Below are 19,073 nucleotides of genomic sequence, written 5' to 3' on the forward strand. Positions count from 1 at the left end.
GGCGAATGGGGCTTAGTACTTGCCGTCGAGGGCGAAGATAGGCTTGCGCGATTTCCACTGCCCGCCCGTGAAGTCCGGGAAGTCCAGGGTCTGGAAGTTGGCGGCGATCGATTGCTCGGACAGGGGCGTGATGGCGCTCCACGTCACGGCGTCGTAGATATCGATCGGCATCGGCGCATTGGCCTTCAGGGCTTCGACAAAGGCGTGGATGACGAAGAAGTCCATGCCGCCGTGGCCCGCGCCTTCCGCTTGCGCGGCATACTTGCGCCATACCGGGTGCTCATACTTGTCCTGGTAAGCCTTGAAGTCATCCCACTGGTGCGGCTTGCTGACGCCCTCGATATGGATGGAATTGTTCAAGTCCATCCACAGGCCATCCGTGCCTTGCACGCGGAAGCCCAGCGAATACGGGCGCGGCAGGCTCGTATCGTGCTGCAGGATGATGGTTTCGCCGTTTTCGCACGCCAGGGTGGTGGTGACCACGTCGCCCAGCTTGAATTTCACCTTGGCGTTCGCATGCTGCGCGCCGCCCGGCTGCTTGACGATATAGTCGTGCAAGCCGCGCGCCTTGGTGGCGAAGGCGTTGATGCGCGTAAAACGGTTGCCGCGGTTGATGTTGGTGTACATGGCGCACGGGCCGATGCCGTGGCTCGGATACAGTTCGCCATTGCGCTCGACCGAGTGCTGCGTGCGCCAATGGGCTTCCGACCAGCCTTTTTCGCCGAATTCCACGCCGCCGCCATACGGCTTGGCCGGATTGCCGCTGTTGAATTTGACGGCGCGCAAATCGTGCTGGTAGCCGCCCTGCAGGTGCAGCAGTTCGCCGAACAGCCCCGCGCGCACCATCTGCAGCGCAGCCATCACGTCGCGGCGGTAGCACACGTTTTCCAGCAACATATACGGCGTACCCGTTTTCAGCTGGGTGTTCAGGACATCCCAGTGGTCTTGCAGGGTGATGCCGGCCACCACTTCGCAACCGACGGGTATCTTCGCCTGCATGGCGGCGATCGCCATGGGCGCGTGGAATTCCCACGGCGTGGCGATGATCACGCCATCGAGGCCGCCAGCGTCCAGCATGCGCTTGTAGGCTTTCTGGTCGCGATCTTCGCCATACGTGCGCGGACGGGGCTTGCCGGCTTTGGCCACTTGGCCCAGCGCGTGTTTCAGCATGATCGGCTCGATATCGCACAGGGCGACCACTTCCACGTCGTCGCGGCGCACCAGTTCAGCCAGCAGCACCTGGCCGCGCATGCCCGTGCCGATCACGCCCAGGCGGACCTTCTCACGGCCGGCCACGGGGGCGGCGTTCGTGTCGCCGGGCAGCAGTGCGCTGCCGGCCATGGCGCCACCGGCCAGCGCGGCGCTGGCGGAGAGGAAATTGCGTCGATTGATTTGTGTTGTCATTGGTCTCTTCTCGCTTCCATTGGTAATGTTCGTCGCCGGCCCGCCATACAGCGGGCCGGCTGCAGTTTAATAGGTGTATTCAGCCGTGAAGCGCACCGAACGCGGCGCCGTGCGTCCATCGACCTGCAGGTAATTGCGGGAGATGGCGCCATGGTCTTCGCGCGTTTCGGTGTAGCGGGTCACGGTCTGGCTGTTGAACACATTGAAGACGTCCACTTTCAGGCTCAGGCCCTTGACGGCGCTGGGAGTATAGGCCACATTCATGTCCAGCTGGGCTTGCCACGGCAGGCGGCCCTGGCTGCCGCGCGGCGCCGGCTTGCCGTTGCAATAGAAGTAGGAATCATCGTAATCTTTCTCGAACCTCAGGTTATCGGGCAGCGCGCCGATGCAGTTGCGCGGTGCGCCCGAGGTCAGCGACAGGTTGGCGCCCACCATCACGTCCGGGATGACCTGCATGAAACCGTAGGCCTTGAAGGCGTGGCGATGGTCGCCCGGCAGGTAGCCATACGCGTTGTACATCAGTTCCTTGTGGTCGTCGCTGACCGTCAGGCCCACGTCGCCGCCGCCGATGCTGTCCGTCTGGCCTTCCATATTGCCCTTCAGGCCGGACAAAGTGTAGGTCAGCTTGCCGTACCAGCCATTCGTGTACGGGTGCTCGATGAACATGTTCAAGGCGCGGTAGGTGCGCGATGGCAGCGGGTTGCCCCACTCCGCCGCCGAAATATCCACGCGGCGCAGGCCCTTGCCATCGTCAAAGTCCACCATCAGGCTGTTGTCGCGGCCCGGGTTGATGATGGCGCACTGGAAGCCGCTCCATTTGCCCGTGTCGACGCCGTTGCGCGTGGCCCAGGCTTGCAGCGGACGCTCGTCGCAGACGTCGTCGTTGGTATCGTTCAGCTTGCGGTACAGGAAGCTGGCGCCCACCACCAGCTTCTTGCTCAGGGCGCGTTCGAAGCCCAGCGAGAATTCATCCTGCGACAGCGGCTTCAGGCCCACGGCCGTCACCTCGCGCGCATCGCGGCTCTGGCCATACGCGTTGTTGGCCGAATACGGCTTGCTGATGGCGTGCAGGCCCGTCGGCGCGCCCGTGACGGGATCGACGCCCGTGTAGGTGTACATTTCGCTGGTGGCCAGGAAGGGGCTGGCCATGTTGCTCGACAAATTCGATGGCACGGGCAAGTGGTAGCGGCCGCCGTTGGCGAAGAATTTCAGGGTGCCGTCGCCCAGATAATCCCAGGTGGCGCCCACGCGGGGGGCGATCATGTTGCGCTGCGAAATGAAGGCCACGCCGTCGGTGCTGTAGTTGGTGAACTGTTCGCGGCGCAGGCCCAGGTCCAGCAGCACCCGTTCCGTGACCTGGTAGTGATCCTGGATGTACTGCGCCGATTGCACGCTGGTAGGACGGGCCAGGTTGGCGTTCAGGTCCTTGCTGACATAATAGCCATCCTTGCCGTAGCCGCCGCCCTGGGCCGGCGTTTCAAAGGCGCCGTTGATCGGCAGATTCGGATCTGTCGCCCGCAGGTAGTTCCAGCGATAGCCGCCGGCCAGGCTCAGGCCCACTTTCGATTCCACGTCGATGCGGTCGATGCCGCCACGCAGCGAATGCTTGCCCAGTTTGTATTCCAGGTCCAGGCGCTTGGCCTTCTGGCGGTCCTCCGAGGAAGGGTCGGTCAAGGTGCCCGTGACCGATTGCGGGTTCATGTAGACCAGGCCTGGGACTTGCGTCGATTGGATGGACTTGGTTTGCGCCAGGCTGGGGTCATAGCCTTCGGGAGTGCGACGGTGGCTGGTGCGCGATTGTCCCATCATCGCCGTCACCGTCAGGTTGTCCGTCAGGTAGCCCGTGTACTTGAAGATGTCGACATTCGCACCCGGTGCAGCCGATGAGCCGCAGCAGTTGATGGTGGTCTCGCCCCCGCCGCCAGGCACGTTGTTGCGTTTCAAGGTGGCATAATCGAAACCATAGCTCTGGCTGTCCGTAGTGGTGCGGTCATACAGCTTGGTATATTCAAAATGATGGTCGTCCGTCAGGTTGTAGTCCAGCTTGGCCATCATGCGGTCAACCTTGCTCTTGCTCTCGCGCCAGCCGTTCGGCAGCACCTTGTCCGAGTCATCGCGCGCACCGGCGACGGCGCCGCCGTCCGTGCGCGTCTGTTCCAGCGCCACGAAGGCGAACAGCTTGTTCTTGATCAGCGGTCCGCTGCCGTACAAGCCGACCACCTTGCTGGTGCTGCCGTTATCGCGGTTCCAGTACTTCAAGGTGCCATCCGTGTCCGGATTGGCGCCCGTGTTCGGGTAATACCGGTTTTCCGTCGTGCCCTTCAGCGAGCGGGGGATGATGGAGACCTTGCCGCCGAATTCGACCTTGTTGCCGCCGCTCTTGGTGGTAATGTTGATCACGCCGCCCGTCGAGCGGCCGAATTCCGAGCCGTAGCCGCCCGACAGCACCTGCAGGTTGGAGATCGCGCCAAACGGCAGCTCCGACGCGCCCACCTGGGTCAGGAGGTTGGTGATGGGGAAGCCGTTGACATAGAACGCGTTTTCGGACTGGCCCGAGCCGCCGATCGACGGTGCATTGCCATACACGCTGTTGGTGCCGCGCGCCACGCCCGGCGTCAGCTGCACGATGGAGGCGACGTCGTTGCCGACCGGCAGCGCTTTCAATTCCTTGGCGGTGAAAATCACGCCATTGTTGGTGTTCGACACGTCGATCGGATTGCGCGATGCCTTCACCACGACGGTCTGCTCCTGGCCCACGGGGCCAGCCGCGCTGGCCGGGCCGAAGTTCGCTTCCGCACCGGCGCCGATCAGGGCTTCGACTTCCTGCGACGCTTCCACCGAACCGGCGCGCAGCACGCGCACCGCATAGCGGCCTGGCGGCATGGAGTTGGCCACATAGCGGCCCGACGTATCCGGCGTCAGGCTGCGCTGCACGCCCGTCGCCAGGTTTTCCAGCACCACGGTGGCGCCGGCCGGCGCGCTCACTTCGCCGAAAATGGTGCTCGTGGCGTTCGACTGTGCCCAGGCCTGGCCTGGCACGCCGGCCGCCAGTGCGATCACGATCGCGGCGGCGCGGCTGATGTCGCGCAATTTGAGTCGGGTGCTATGCATGATGTCTCTCCGTCTATATCGAGGGTTATGCGCGCCCTCCCCGCTCCAGGGCGGAGTCGGGGGAGCGCAATTTTTATGGTGGTCGTCGGCCGGTGCAGCCAGGCAGTTGCACCTTTCGGGAAATCAGTCCGTATCGGCTGATTTTCGTTTTCTTGGGATTACTTTAAAAAGAAAAATAAGTATCGTCAACAAAAAGAAAGTTAAAACGGTAATTTATCGCTCAATCGAGCAAATAAATGCAATTTATCTTTCGATTTAATCTGTGGAGCGTCAAATAACTTTCGTTATCGTGGTGTAGCAGATACACGTGTCTGCAGGAAGGTGGCAAACAGAGGACGATCCGCGCGGGAATCAGGGGAGGAAAACACGAAAGAAGACAGGATAAACGTCTTTCACTTACGTTTATCTTTCGTATTGTGAATTTCGGAACATTATCTTTTCTTTTCCGTGACAAAACCCCGGCCCGCCACAGGCAGGCTGGCGGACCGGGGCAGTATCACGCCTTAAAAGAACTTGTAGCTGGCCGACAGGGCAAACTGGCGGCCGAACAGGTCCTGGCTATGGTTGTAGCCTTCCCAGCCGTTCGGGTCGTAGTACGGCTGCTTGTTGAACGCGTTCTTCACGTTCAGGCCCACGTCCAGGTGCTTGATCGGCTTCCAGCTGAACGCCAGGTTCACCGTGGTGTACGACGGCGCTCCCTTGCACTGGCCGGCCGGCAGCGCCACGGAGGCGGCGGTGCAGTTTTCCGGCGTGTTGTCCTTGTCCCAGGGGCCATACGCCCAGCGCGTCTTGCCCGAGTAGTTGATGAAGACGCTGCTGACGAAGTTGCGGTAGCTCCAGTCGGCGTTGACGGTGGCGCGGTAGCGCGGCGAATCGTAGTAGCCGACGGTGTTGCCCTTGATGTCGCTGCCGTCTTCGCTGTCGTGGGTGTCGCGCTTGCGAATGGTGGCCGCAATGCCCGTGCTCAGCTTGCCCATGTCTCCCAGCGAAAAACGCGTGCGCGCATCGATGTCCACGCCGTCCATCAGGGTGCGGCCACGGTTCGAATACGAGTTGATCAAGCCGCCCAGGTTGCCCACCGAGTAGCCGGGCACGCCGCCCGCGCACACGCCCGCGTTGGCGGGATTGGCGCACATGGCCGCCACCGCCGCCACATTGCCACGGTCCGCGTCGGTCAGGTCATTGCGGATGGCGCTGGGCGTGCCGGCCAGGGTCGGACCGTACTTGTCCACCAGTTCCGTAAACAGCTCGTTGAAGTCCTGGCGCACGATTTCATCGCGGCGGTTGATGAACCAGTAATCGATGGAGATGCTCACGTCCTTGGCCGGCTGCAGCACCAGGCCGACGGTGGAAATCTTGGCCTTCTCCGGACGCAGGTTCTGGTTCGGCGGCGTCAGGCCGCCCACCGTCGTCGAGCAATTCGAATTGAGCAGGCTCTTGCCCAGATCCGCATCCGTCGCCACCTTGGACTTCATCAGCGCGCGCGCCATGGCATTCGTTTCATCGCAGCGCACCGTGTCGCGGATGCCGCCCACCTGCGCAAAGACGCCGCCCGTGCCCGATTCGGCCAGGTTGGGCGCGCGGAAGCCTTCGGAATACGTCCCGCGCAGCATCAGGTCGGGCCGCGCGCGCCAGATCACGCCCAGCTTGGGCGCCAGGTTGGCGGCGAAGTGCGGATATTTGTCCAGGCGCGCGGCCGCATTCACTTCCAGGGTGTCGGAAAGCGGCACCACCACCTCGCCGAACACGGCGGCGATGGTACGCCGGCCATCGAACCAGGAACCGCCCTGCTGCGTGATCAGGCCATTGGCCGCATCCGTGTTGCCGGGCGTGAGAAAACTCTCGCGCATGACATTGGTGCCCACGGCGGCGCGCACTTCGCGCTCGCCCAGCTTGAACAAGGTGCCTTCCAGCTTCGCATCCCAGGTCATCAGCTTGGTCCAGGATTCGATGGCGAAGGTCGGGTAGGCGCTGCGCAGCAGCGCCGCATTGGCCTCGCTGATTTCGCCGAACTTGTAGGCGGGATTGTCCGAAATGAACGTGCGGCCGCTGACGGGGTCTTTCGTGAACGGGCCGAATGCCTGTTCAAAACCCTTGATGTTGATGTTCGCCGTCTGGAACAAGGTGGAATGGCTGCCCGCCACGCTGAGCGCCGTTTCAAAATCCCAGCCGCCGCCGATGCTGCCGCGCAGGCCGACGAGCGCGCGGTAGTTTTCATCGACGTTCTTCTGGCCGAAGTGGCCCGTCGCATCCTGCAGCAGGTAGTTCAAGCCGGCCGCACCGCCCATCTTGGCCACCATGTCGGCATCGAGCTTGCCTTTCAGGTAGACGTTGTTGGGACTCAGGAAAGGCGTGGCGAAGGTGTTCAGGGTATTGCCGGTGTTGCGGGCGAACCAGTTGTTCGTGCTGCCGCTGTTGAAGCTGGACGGACCGTTTTCGCCGCGCATCTTGATGTGGGTGAAAGCGCCTTCCGCGAACGCTTCCAGGTCGCCGCCCAGTTTCAGCCTGCCGCTCAAATAAGCCGTGGCCCGCTCCGACGTGGGGCCCATATCGAGCTGGTTGGGCAGCGCATTCCACACGCAGCGCGTGCCCGACGCTTCCGTGATGCTGGTGTTGCAGCCAGGCGCGGCGCGCTGGGTGCGGGCATTGTTGTTGGCCTTGTCGAAGACAAAGAAGGTCCCCGGGTTCATCGTGCCCGGTTCGCTGCCGACGCCTACGCGCATGTTCGGGATGAAGTTGGGATTATTCGCATAAAAATACGCGGGACGCTTGCGCCAGGTGTCGGCCAGCGCGATACGGTCGCGCTGGTAGACGTTCACGGAACCGTAGATGTTGTAGCCGTCGCTGGCCAGGTCGCCCAGGCCATACAGCACGCTGGCCTGGCGCTCGCCATAGGATTTCACGCTGGGCGAAAACTCGCCATTGGCGCGCGCTTCCAGCCCCTGATACGACTTCTTGGTGATCACGTTGATGACGCCGGCCACGGCATCGGAGCCATACACGGCCGACGCGCCGTCCGTCAAAATTTCCATGCGCTCGATGGCGGCGGCGGGAATGGCGTCGATATTGACGAACATGGTCTGGAAGCCGGCCGGCGCGCCATAGAACGACAGGCGGCGGCCATTCAACAGCACCAGCGTGCCCTGCGCGCCGAGGCCGCGCAGGTTCGCCTGCGAACCGCCATCCGAGCCCGTGAACATCGAGCGGAAATCCTGCTGCGCCGGACGGGCGGCCGGCAGGTTGTCGAGCACTTGCAGCAAGGTGAGCGCGCCCATGTTTTCGATCTGCTTGGCGTTGATCACCTGTACGGGCGACGCCGTTTCCGCGTTGATGCGCTTCAGGCTGGACCCCGTCACTTCGACGCGCGTCAGTTTCTCTTCCTCCGCTGCCAGCGCCGTTGACGCCAATCCTACCGCCACCATGGCGACCATCAGTTTTTTCAAGTGCATTCCCATCTCCCTTTTTATCAGTGATTTGTTTTCGTCAGGTTGCAAGAGCCCCTCCCCGGTCCGAAGAGGGGCTCGTTTTTGGTGAAATGATGAAGTGAAGTTGCTTAGCGCGGCTTGACGGTCGCACCTTCCGTGCCGGTCAGCACGGCGTTGGCCCAGTTGCCGCAGACCCGGGCCGGGTGGGCGCCGCGCGCGCCCAGGGTGCGCAAACTGAGCTGGCTCAGGCCGCGCACGTCGATTTCGGGTTTGACCACCCCGGGAGCCGTGACCAGGCCGCTGTCATACAGCAGCCGCTCACCGCTCCAGACCTGGAATTGCAAGCCGCCCGCGCTGCGGCAGCTATCGTCCACGCCCAGGTCGGCGCGCAGCAGATTCCAGTTGCCCGCCAACTGCAAGTCGATGCGGCTGGCAGGTCCCACGCCGAGGCCCTTGCGGAACCACAGCCCGTTCATGCGCATCTCGGCCGCCTTGCCGGCTGGCCTGTCTTTCGCGATATGCTTCGGCAGCGCCAGGTCCGACAGATAGCGCTGCACCTCCTCGCCTTCGGCCACGCGGTGCTCGAGCACGCGGAATTCGGACAGGGTGACGGGCGCCACGTCGGTCGCCAGCGCCGCATCGAACGCGCGCGCCACCGGTGCGCCTTGCGCCGCCGTCACCATCGGGTCGGTGGACGCCGCGCCATCGCCTTCCGGATTTTGCGTGCTCATCACGCGGAAGCGCAGCAGGCGCCCGGCCGTGGCAGGGAAACTGATTGTCTGCGTGTCCTGTTCCAGTTTCAGGGTGCCGCGCGCAAGCGGTGCGCCCCACTCTCCATTGTTGTCGCCGATGTAGATTTCATAGTCGCGCACCTGGCCATGCTTCCAGTGCTGGTCGTTGCGCGGCGCCAGTTCGATGCCGTCGACCAGGCGCCGCTCCGTAAAACCGATCACCCATTCGTGCGGCCCGCTTTTCACGGACGGACTGCGCACGGTGCGGAACCAAGTCTCCGGCTTGCCATCGAAGGCGTTTTCCAGCGGATAGCCATTTTCCTCAAAGGGACGTCCCACCACCTGCATGGCGTCGGCCGGCAAGGCGCGGCCCGGCACGGGTGCGGCCGGGAAGTCGGCGTCGACTCTCGCCACGGCCAGCGCACCGGCCACTTGCAAGGTCAAGGCCTGGCGGATATCCTGCGCCGCCACCTTCACGTGCAGGGTGCCCTGGCGGTCGGCAGCGTCGAAATACCAGGCATCAAACGCCTTGTCGTAGGCGGCGCGGTCGCCGGCTGCCGTGATCAGTCGTTCGCCGGCCCGCACGGCGGCCGGGGTCTGGCCCGCCAGCATGCGCAGCGCATAGCCACGGCGCGCTTCCTGGCCCTGGTACTGGCCATCGACGGCGCCAATCTCCACGCGCACGTCGCCGCCCGTCTGGCGCATGCGGATGACTTGCTGGCTGTAGGCGCCGCCCTGGTACTGGCGCGTGTTGCCGTCGTCTTCATACAGGGTGTATTCGGAGTCGCCATGCGGGTAGATATCGAGCGTGAGCTGATCCTTCGGCTTCTGGCCGTCGTACAGCATTTCCGGATACATGGGCAGGATGGCGCCGGCGCGGACAAAAACCGGAAGCTTGTCCAGCGTGACCTGCATGTCCAGGTCGCGCCCTTTCGCGTCCGCCGTGGCCTGGCGGCCGTCCCAGTAGTCGTACCACGTGCCCTGCGGCAGGTGGATGCCCTTGCGCCAGCCGCCGCTGACGGCCTGGCTGCGGTAGACGGGCGCCACCAGCACGTCGCGGCCCAGGAGGAACTGATATTTATAGGCTTCCGTGTAGGCGGCCGGGTCTTGCGGATAGTCCCACATCAGGCCCCGCACCAGCGGCGCGCCCGATTGCTCCGCTTCGCGCACCAGCGTATACATATACGGCGTCAAACGCATCTTGAGCTTCAAGTAGCGGCGGTTGATGTCACGGTACGGCGCGTCAAACCACCACGGATGCTTGCGCTCGGCCGCGGCCCAGCCGGACATGCCCATCAGCACGGGCGTAAAGCTTTTCCACTGCAAGTCGCGCAGATAGGTCTCCGGGCTGCCGCCAAAGATGGCGTCCACGTCGCCGGACGCATACGCCTGGCCGGACAGGCCCGAGCCGATCAGGGTCGGGATGTGCCAGCGGATGTAGTCCCAGCTGGCGCTCTGGTCGCCCGTCCACGCCACGGCGTAGCGCTGGATGCCGGCCCAGCCCATCACCGTCCACAGGAACGGGCGGCTGTCGGAGTTGTTCAGGATACCGTCGTAGGCGGACTTGTTCGCATCCATGGCAAATTGGTAGCCCTTGCCCGTCCACGCCACGTCCAGCTTTTGCACGCGGCTGCCCGCCTGGCCCACTTCCCACGCGATCTTGTCGACGCCGTTTTCCGTCCACAGGCCCGTGCGGAAGCCATAGCCGGCCAGGCCCTTCACGGTTTCCGGCAAATTCGTGTAGCCGCAGCCATAGCCGTCGTTGGGCAAAATCCAGCCGCCCGGCATGTCGTGTTCGCGGTACTGGCGCGCCACGGTTTCGACCACGTCCGGCGTCTTGCCGGTCGGGCCATCCGTCCAGCCCTTCGGCACGGAACCGGGCTTTTTCACGTTGTCGCCATCGTTGTAGCAATCGGCGTCGCCGTATTCCAGCGCCCAGCGGGGCAGCATGCGGGCGCGGCCCGTCAAGTCCGTGTAACGGGCCACGACGTCGCGCAAGTCCTTGCCAACGAAGAAATACGCGTCATAGCGACCTTCCGCGTGCTGCAGCGAGATCTGTTCCTTGTCGCGCAAGTCGTAGTTCCCGTCGGACCAGGTATTGCGCAGCATGCCCCAGCCCCGTGAACTCATGAGAAATGGCGCCGGATTCGGCCGGTCGCCCTCTTCCCAGCCGCCCGAATACGACACGGGCACCTGCTTGCCCTTGAATTCGAAGCGGCCATTCTGCTGGCCGCCGCCAAAGTATCGTTCGCCGGGCAGGCTGGAAAGCACCTGCACGCCCTGCTTGTCGTCGAGCGACAGCGGCTGCACTTCGCGCCACAGGGGCACCGCATCGCCCTTGCGGAACAGGGTAAAGCGCAGCGGTTTGCGGTCGATGCGCAGGCTCAGGGCCTCGGTGCTGATCAGGATATGGTCGGCCTGCTCGCTGAGCTGGTACGCCACCTGCGCGGCAGGCTGGCCGACGACGATGGGCGCGGCCTTGTCGCCGGGCCCCGTCAAGCCTCCCTTGCCGCCCGCCTGGATGCGCAGCACGTCCGCCTGCGGCAGGCTGATACGCAGCTGCATGCCCGTATCGCTGCGCACCTCCCAGCCCAGCGCCTCGCCCTTGGCCACGTCGGCCGGGTGCACGGCGGACAGCGACTGCAGATTGCCGATGGTCGCTGCCTGCAAGCCAGGCGCAGACAGGGTGGCAAGAGCGGCGAGGACACAGGCGGCAAGGAGGCGGCGGGGAAGCGGGAGAGGTTTCATCGGCTGGCTTTCAGAAGTAATTCAATTAAATTACTTTAAGAAGAAAAATAAATATCGTCAACCAAAAGAAAGTTTTGACACCAATTTATTAATAAAATACCTAAAATCAGCTCATTTATCTTACGTTTTACTAAAAAATTACGATACATACTTTCGTTATCGTCGCATTTCAGCGACAGGCCGCGCCGCCACACGCTTTCACGCTGCACTGCAGCACACTATCACACCGTTAAAACGACACAATTTCGCAAGTCTATTAAAAATTTACTTTCGTTTTACTTTCGTATTTGACTTTTCGAAATTTAGTATTTATGCTTTCTCCAACAAACACTTTACTGACACTCCATGACTACCCTTCTTCAGCGTGACATTCAAACCTGGCGCGACATCGGCGGCCTGCACACGGCCGAGGAAATCGCCCACCAGCCAGCCATCTGGCGCGCGCTGTCCGGCATTTTGCGCAACGAGCAAGCCATCCTGGCCGCCTTCCTGGGCGACGCGCTGTCCAATCCGCAGCAACGCGTCATCCTGACGGGCGCCGGCAGCTCGGCCTATGTGGGCGAAATCGTCGTCGATACCCTGAACGCGGCCTGGCCTGCGCAGATCCGCGCCATCGCCACCACCACCCTCCTGACGCATCACGAGCTGTACCTGGAAGCGGATGCGCCCACCCTGCTCGTCTCGTTTGCCCGCAGCGGCGACAGCCCGGAAAGCCTGGCGGCCGTGGAACTGCTGCGCCAAGTCGTGCCCGGCGCGCGCTTCCTGAACATCACCTGCAACGCCGACGGCAAGCTGGCGAGCCAGGGCGCCAACGACGGCAACACCTATAACCTGCTGATGCCGGAAGGCAGCTGCGACCGCGGCTTCGCCATGACCAGCAGCTTTACCAGCATGCTGCTGGCGGCCCTGTCGGTGCTGGGCAAGGACACGGATTTGCAGCGTCTGGACACCCTGGCGCAGCTGGGCGAGCAAGCCTTGCGCGACTGGTCGGCCCCCGTGGCGGACCTGGGCTCGACTCCCGTGCAGCGCGTCGTCTACCTGGGCAGCGGCCCGCTGGAAGCGCTGGCCAAGGAAGCGGCCCTGAAAATCCTGGAATTGACGGGCGGCCGCGTGATGGCGATGGCGAATACCGCGCTGGGCTTCCGCCACGGCCCGAAGTCGGCCGTCACCACGGAGTCGCTGGTGATCCTGCTGCGCAGCAGCAAGCCGCTGGCGCGCCAGTACGAAGACGATTTATTGAAGGAACTGCAGCGCGACAGCGTGGCGCAGCGCTGCCTGACGGTGGGCATCGGCGGCGACTTATCTGCCAACTTAGCGGCCGATGCGCTGGCCTGGCCAGACGCCTGGCTGGCCCCTCTGTGGCTGCTGATGGCGCAGCAATATGCGCTGCACCAGTCCGCGCTGCTGCAACTGCGCCCCGACAATCCATTCGCCGGCGGCATCGTCAACCGTGTCGTGCAGGGCGTCACCATCTATGGCCATGACCAATTCTAATCGCACCGCCGGCTACCACGGCATCGACATCGGCGGCAGCAAGATGGAGCTGGTCGCCTTTGCCGACCGCGACGGCGCGCTGGCCGAGGTGTTCCGCGAACGGGTGGCCACGCCGGGCGACGATTTTGCCGCCTTCGTGCAAGCCATCGTCGACCTGGTGGCGCGCGGCGACGCCGCCCTGGGCACGACGGCGCCCGTCGGCATCGGCTTGCCCGGCGTGATCGACAGCGCCAGCGGACGCCAGCTCAGTTCCAACGTACCGGCGCTGAACGGCCGCCTGGTGGCGCAAACGCTGCAGCAAGCCTTGCAGCGCCCTGTCGCCATCGGCAACGATTGCCAGTGCTTCGCCCTGTCGGAAGCGCAGGGCGGCGCGGCCGACAATGCCGCCAGCATGTTCGGCGCCATCCTCGGCACGGGCGCCGGCGGCGGCTATTGCGTGGGCGGCCAGCTGCTGCGCGGCTTTAACGGCGTGGCCGGCGAATGGGGCCACTGGAGCCTGCCCGCCACCCTGCTGGCGCAGCACGGCCTGGCCGAATACCCCTGCCCGTGCGGCAAGGCGGGCTGCCTGGAACGCTATGTCTCCGGACCCGCCATGCGCAAGCTCCACGCGCATTTCGGCGGCGACGGCGCCGAACCGCTGGCCATCGTAGCGCGCGCCAACATGGGCGACGCCGTGGCCCAGCGCACGGTCGCCGTGCACCTCGACCTGCTGGGCCACGCGCTGGCCGGCCTGGTCCTGGCCTACGACCCGCACGTCATCGTGCTCGGCGGCGGCTTGTCCAAGCTGCCGCACCTATACGACAAGCTGCCGGCCGCCGTCAAGCGCCACCTGTTCCCCGGCGTGCACGTGCCGCCTATCCTGCCGCCCCGCTTTGGCGACGCCGGCGGCGCGCGCGGCGCGGCCCTTTTGATACGACAACATACAAAGGCCTAAACATGATGACGCAAGCGGAAAACCCGACTTTTACCCTGTCCCCGATCCAGCAAGTGATCAAGGCGCACCGCCGCGGCGAGCGCGTGGGACTGTACGCCGTCTGCTGCAGCCACCCGAGCGTGCTGCGCGCCGCCATGCGCGTGGCCAGCGAGTACGACACCGTGCTGCTGGTCGAAGCGACGTCGAACCAGGTCGACCAGTTCGGCGGCTACACGGGCATGACGCCGGCCGTTTTCCGCGACACCATGCTGGCCCTGGCCCGCGAACAGGGCTTCCCCGCCAGCCGCCTGGTGCTGGGCGGCGACCATCTGGGTCCGAACGCATGGCAGCACCTCGATGCGGCCACCGCCATGGATCACGCCGAAACCCTGATCGCCGCGTATGCGTCGGCCGGTTTCCACAAGATCCACCTCGATTGCAGCATGCGCTGCGTGGATGACCCCTTGCAGCTCGACGATGAAACCGTGGCCGCCCGTTCCGCGCGCCTGTGCATCGTCGCCGAGGAAGCGGCGGCCGCCGCCGGCTTCGCGCCGCCCGTCTATGTGATCGGCACGGAAGTGCCGATTCCCGGCGGCGAAGCGTCGCTGGCGCAGGCCGGCGCCGTCACCAGCCCGCAAGCGGCGCGCCGCACCCTCGACGTGCACCGCCGCGCCTTCCTCGACAACGGCCTGCATGGCGCCTGGCGCCGCGTCATCGCCATGGTGGTGCAGCCGGGCGTCGATTTCGACCAGAGCAGCATCCAGCACTACGATGCGGATGCCGCCGCCGAGCTGTCGGCCTTTGTCGCCGAGCAGCCTGGCCTCGTGTTCGAAGCCCATTCCACCGACTACCAGCGCGAAACGGCGCTGCACGCCATGGTGCGCGACCATTTCGCCATCCTGAAAGTGGGCCCGGCCGCCACCTTCGCCCTGCGCGAGGCGCTGTTCGCCCTGTGCCAGATCGAGGAAGAACTGCTGCCGGCGCACGCCACCTCGCAGCTGATGCAAGTGCTCGACGACGTGATGGTGGCCAAGCCGAAGAACTGGATCAAGCATTACCTGGGTACGCCGGAAGAACAGCGATTGATGCGCCGCTACGGCTTGAGCGACCGTTGCCGCTATTACTGGGGCGAGCCGGAAGTGGCGGCCGCCGTCGGCAAGCTGCTGGCCAACCTGGACGCCGTGGCCATTCCGCTGCCGCTGCTGAGCCAGCATTTGCCGGAACAGTACCTGGCCGTGGTGCAGGGCAGCCTGCAAGCGCAGGCACCGGCCTTGATCGAGCACAAGATCGGCAGCTTGCTGGGGCAATATGCGCGCGCCTGCAACCGCAATACGGCAGTCCCCGTCATTGCCGAAGCGGCAATCTGTTAAGCTCGGTATTTTCATTTTTTACTGAGCCCGCCACCATGCGAAATACCAGCCAACGCCGTGAATCCATCCTCCAAATGCTTGCCCAGCAGGGCTCGGTGCAGGTGACCGATCTGGTGGAAAAGCTCGGCGTGTCCGCGGTCACCATCCGCAGCGACTTGAATGCGCTGGAAGCGCAAGGCATGGCCACGCGCAGCCACGGCGGCGCGACCCTGACGCGCACGCCGCCGCCCGAGCACACGATACGCCAGAAGGACGCCATCAACCACGAGCAGAAGGAGCGCATCGGCGCCTATGCGGCGCGGCTGGTGGAACCAGGCGACAACATCATCATCGACTCGGGCACCACCACCATCTCGCTGGCGCGCCATCTGCGCGATGCGACGGGCGTGACGGTGGCCACGAATGGCCTGAACATCGCATGGGAACTGGCCGATGCGCCCGGCGTGGACCTGATCCTCACGGGCGGCCTGCTGCGCAAGCAGTCGCTGTCGATCCAGGGCAGCCAGGCCGAAACCTGCCTGCAGGCGTACAGCTTCGACAAGCTGTTCCTGGGCGTGGACGGCTTCGACCTGCAGTTCGGCGTGACCACCCACCACGAAGCGGAAGCAAGCCTGAACCACAAGATGGTGGAACGGGCCAAGAAAATCATCGTCCTCACGGACGCCTCGAAGTTCGGCCGCGTCAGCCTGCACCGCATCGTGCAGCTGGACCGCGTCGATACCGTCATCACCGATGCCAGCATCAGCCAGGAGTACCGCGAAGGGCTGCAAAAGCTGGGCATCGAACTTTTTATAGCGGAATAACACATGCTGAGCGGCAGAATCCTTACCCCATCTGGCTGGATCACGGGCACCATCACCTTTGACCAGCGCATCGTCCAGATACAAGAAGACCCTGCCGCCGACAGCGCGCTGACCATCCTGCCCGGCTTCATCGACCTGCACGTGCACGGCGCGGCCGGCGTCGACATCATGGAAGGCGGAGACGCGGGCGCCACCGTGGCGCAAGTGCACGCGCGCCACGGCACCACGGCCCTGCTGGGCACCACCCTGACGGCGAAGGAGCCGTCGATCCTGCGCGCCCTGCAAGGCCTGGCCGGCGTCATCGCCGAGCGCCCCGCCAACGGCGCGCGCATGCTGGGCGTGCACCTGGAAGGCCCGTTCCTGAATTTGCACCGCCTGGGCGCGCAGCCGCCCGACGTGGTGCAGGCCAGCCTGGCGCTGGTGCAGCGCTTCCACGCCATCGCCCGCATCAAGGTGCTGACCATGGCGCCGGAAATCCCCGGTCACCTGGAACTGATCCCGCAACTGGCGGCGATGGGCATGCGCGTGCAGATCGGCCACAGCGCCGGCACGTACGACGAAGGCGTGGCGGCGCTCAATGCCGGCGTTTCCGGCTTTACCCACCTGTACAACGGCATGACGGGCATGACGCATTACGACCCGGGCATGGTGGGCGCGGCCCTGGCGCATGCCGAGTACGCGGAAATCATCCCCGACCTGCAGCACGTGGCCAAGGGCGCCCTGCGCGCGGCCCTGCGCGCCATCCCGCGCCTGTACGGCGTGACGGACGCCACCTCGGCCACCGGCATGCCCGATGGCGAATACGGCCTGGGCACGCAGCGCGTCTATAAATGCCTGGGCTGCGTGCGCCTGGCCACGGGCTCGCTGGCCGGCAGCGTGCTGACCATGGACCAGGCCCTGCGCAATTTCGTCGACCTGGGCCTGGACCTGGCCGACGCCTCGAACCGCTTGTCGCTGTACCCGGCCGACTACCTGGGCGAATCCGAACGGGGCCGCCTGGCGCCGGGCGCCTGGGCCGACATCGTCGTCCTCGATTCCACATTGCAGCCAGTGTCCGTCTTCGTCGAAGGCACAGCCATCGATCTTTCCACCCGCTAGACCACCTCACCCCACCTCAACCCCGTCCCGGAGTTTTCATGCACGACACGTCACACAAGGCCCCCGTGTGGGCCATGCGCTACCTGCTATTTATTGCCGGCATGGGGGGATTGCTGTACGGCATAGACATCGGCATCATCGCCGGCGCCCTGCCCTACCTGGAATCGACGGCCTCCGTGGCGTGGAAGCTGACGGCCCAGCAACTGAGCTTTATCGTTGCCGCCGTGCTGTTGGGCTCCGTCCTCTCCTCGCTGTTCGCCGGCGCCCTGGCCGATATCCTCGGCCGGCGCTGGGTGATGTTCCTGGCCGGCGCCCTGTTCAGCGCCAGCATCCCGCTGATCGCGCTGGCCGACGGCTACATGCCGCTGCTGCTGGGCCGTCTGCTGCAAGGCATCAGCGGCGGCTTGATCGGCGTCGTCGTGCCCCTGTACCTGGCCGAATGCCTGCCCGCGCAGCAGCGCGGACGGGGCGCGGCCCTGTTCCAGCTGCTGCTGACCATCGGCCTGGTGGCCGCCGCCCTGATCGGCCTGCTGCAGGCGCAGACGGTGGAAACGGCCACGCAGGCGGCGCAAGCGCTGCCGGAAGCGGGCCGCATCGCCGCCATTTTTACCGCCAAGGACCACGCCTGGCGCAGCATCTTCTGGGTCTGTCTGACACCCGGCCTGGTGTTTACCGTCGGCGCCCTGCTGCTGGCCGAATCGCCGCGCTGGCTGGCGCAACGGGGCCGCATCGAGCAGGCGCGCCAGTCGCTGCTGCGCACGCGTTTGCCCGCCGACGCCGACATCGAACTGCGCGAGATGCAGGATACGCCGGAAAATACGGCCAAGGCCGGCGGCAAGGCCAGGGATCCGCTGCTGAGCCGCCGCTACGTGCTGCCCTTCCTGCTCGCTTGCCTGATCCTCGCCTGCACCCAGGCGACGGGCATCAATTCCATTCTCGCCTACGTCGTCAATATCTTGAACCAGGCAGGCCTGTCCGGCGCCTCGGCCAACATGGCGGACGTGTTGTTGAAGGTGCTGAACGCCGTGATGACGGTGGTGGCCGTGCTGCTGGTCGACCGCAAGGGCCGAAAATTCCTGCTGATGCTGGGCACGGGCGGCATCGTCGTCTCGCTGCTGGCGGCCGGCCTGCTGTTCCGCGGCGCCGAAGCGCACCTGGCCGACGTGCGTCCCACCATCGCGGCGCAAGTGCAAGCGGACAGCCTGGCCTTGCACCTCGATGCGGCCACCTTGGCGGCCCTGGGCGCGGCGGCCGACGGCACGCCGCAGCAGCTGACCATCGCCTACGCCTACGGCCCGTTCACCAACGTGAAAAGCCTGCGCAGCGACGATCCCGTGCTGCGCCAGGTGACGATCGCCCGCGCGGACGCCGTGCAGGCGGACAGCGTGATCGGCGTGTTCTTCCGCAAGCTGCACCTGAACCCGTTCGCCGACCCGGCCGCCGGGCGCGAGGCGCCGCTGCGCATCGAGAAGGCCAGCCTGGGCCCCGTGCCTTCGTCCACGCACGGCTGGCTGGTGGCGATCGCCATCTGCGTGTTCGTTTCCAGCTTTGCCGTCGGACCGGGCGTGTGCGTGTGGCTGGCCCTGTCCGAGCTGATGCCGACCCGCATCCGCTCGAACGGCATGAGCATCGCCCTGCTGGTCAACCAGTTCGTCTCGACGGTGATCGCCGCCATCTTCCTGCCGACCGTGGGCTTGCACGGTTATTCGACGCTGTTCTTCTTCGGCGCCGGCTGCACCGTGCTGTACTTCCTGGCGGCGGCCTTCCTGCTGCCGGAGACCAAAGGCAAGACACTGGAAGAGATCGAGGCGCACTTTTCAAAGTAAGCCAAAGTAACCATTTGTAGCAGTCTCCTTTTCAGCCCCGGCCGTTTCCGGGGCTGTTTTTTTGCCCGCAAGACAAGCTTCCGGGCTGGCGCGCACGCCAAAGTACGGTTTTCCTTCTGGAATCTTGGGCGCCTGGGCTAGAATCTGGCT

At 64.7% G+C, this 19,073-nt stretch carries 10 protein-coding genes; 6 read left to right on the top strand and 4 right to left on the bottom strand.

The window, feature by feature from the left end; all coding sequences use genetic code 11:
* Positions 1-12: 12 nt before the first annotated feature.
* From O0879_RS05960 to O0879_RS05975, 4 genes are all read right to left on the bottom strand, one after another.
* Entirely contained in the window at positions 13-1,404 is a 1,392-nt protein-coding gene (locus tag O0879_RS05960; RefSeq protein WP_289915337.1) for a Gfo/Idh/MocA family oxidoreductase, read from the bottom strand.
* 66 nt (positions 1,405-1,470) lie between these two features.
* Positions 1,471-4,515: a TonB-dependent receptor gene (locus tag O0879_RS05965; RefSeq protein WP_289915339.1), complete on the bottom strand. Its 3,045-nt coding sequence runs from the start codon at positions 4,513-4,515 to the stop codon at positions 1,471-1,473.
* A gap of 503 nt (positions 4,516-5,018) precedes the next feature.
* Positions 5,019-7,964, bottom strand: coding sequence for a TonB-dependent receptor (locus tag O0879_RS05970; protein ID WP_289915340.1), 2,946 nt, complete (start codon positions 7,962-7,964; stop codon positions 5,019-5,021).
* Positions 7,965-8,068: 104 nt separating this feature from the next.
* Positions 8,069-11,419 carry a TIM-barrel domain-containing protein gene (locus O0879_RS05975; protein ID WP_289915342.1) on the bottom strand — a complete coding sequence of 1,117 codons (3,351 nt, stop codon included), beginning with the start codon at positions 11,417-11,419 and terminating at the stop codon, positions 8,069-8,071.
* 345 nt (positions 11,420-11,764) lie between these two features.
* Here O0879_RS05975 and O0879_RS05980 point away from each other — a divergent pair, with 345 nt between their 5' ends.
* From O0879_RS05980 to O0879_RS06005, 6 genes are read left to right on the top strand one after another with little or no spacing between them, the layout of a single operon-like run.
* Positions 11,765-12,913 (top strand): SIS domain-containing protein, encoded by a 1,149-nt coding sequence (locus O0879_RS05980; RefSeq protein ID WP_289915345.1) that lies wholly within the window; start codon positions 11,765-11,767, stop codon positions 12,911-12,913.
* Positions 12,900-13,847 (top strand): ROK family protein, encoded by a 948-nt coding sequence (locus O0879_RS05985; RefSeq protein ID WP_289915347.1) that lies wholly within the window; start codon positions 12,900-12,902, stop codon positions 13,845-13,847. Before O0879_RS05980 ends, O0879_RS05985 begins: the two co-directional genes overlap by 14 nt.
* A gap of 5 nt (positions 13,848-13,852) precedes the next feature.
* Positions 13,853-15,196, top strand: a complete 1,344-nt coding sequence (locus tag O0879_RS05990; RefSeq protein ID WP_289916158.1) for a D-tagatose-bisphosphate aldolase, class II, non-catalytic subunit — start codon at positions 13,853-13,855, stop codon at positions 15,194-15,196.
* A gap of 35 nt (positions 15,197-15,231) precedes the next feature.
* Positions 15,232-15,999: a DeoR family transcriptional regulator gene (locus tag O0879_RS05995; protein WP_034781637.1), complete on the top strand. Its 768-nt coding sequence runs from the start codon at positions 15,232-15,234 to the stop codon at positions 15,997-15,999.
* 3 nt (positions 16,000-16,002) lie between these two features.
* A complete protein-coding gene (locus tag O0879_RS06000) occupies positions 16,003-17,097 on the top strand; it encodes an amidohydrolase family protein (RefSeq protein ID WP_289915349.1) in 1,095 nt (364 codons plus the stop codon).
* A 38-nt stretch (positions 17,098-17,135) separates the two neighbouring features.
* Positions 17,136-18,923 (top strand): MFS transporter, encoded by a 1,788-nt coding sequence (locus O0879_RS06005; protein WP_289915351.1) that lies wholly within the window; start codon positions 17,136-17,138, stop codon positions 18,921-18,923.
* Positions 18,924-19,073 lie beyond the last annotated feature (150 nt).

It is taken from the genome of Janthinobacterium sp. SUN120 (assembly GCF_030397735.1).
Taxonomy (GTDB): domain Bacteria; phylum Pseudomonadota; class Gammaproteobacteria; order Burkholderiales; family Burkholderiaceae_D; genus Janthinobacterium; species Janthinobacterium kumbetense.